The following is a 237-nucleotide window of genomic DNA, read 5'->3' on the forward strand; positions in this document are numbered from 1 at the left end:
CGGCGATCCGTTCCCGGCATGGGCCACGGCGGCGCCGGCCGGACAAGCTGCGGGCAGACAAGGCCTACGACCAGCCGGAGCTGCGTCGTTTCCTGCGCAGGCGTCGTATCGCGGTACGTATCGCCCGCCGAGGTGTGGACAGCGTCGAACGCCTTGGCCGGTACCGGTGGAAAGTCGAAAGAACGCTGGCCTGGCTGGGTGGGTACCGCCGGCTGACCGTCCGCTACGAACGCAACG

Annotated in this window: 1 protein-coding gene; it reads left to right on the top strand. The window is 69.2% G+C overall.

What is annotated here, in order from left to right; translation table 11 throughout:
• Window positions 1-237, top strand: a 237-nt coding sequence (locus FMEAI12_RS31385; RefSeq protein WP_160144364.1) for a transposase, incomplete at both ends; no start/stop codon positions are given.

Origin of the sequence: Parafrankia sp. Ea1.12, from assembly GCF_900465275.1 — a bacterium.
In the GTDB taxonomy this organism is placed as follows: Bacteria; Actinomycetota; Actinomycetes; order Frankiales; family Frankiaceae; genus Parafrankia; species Parafrankia soli.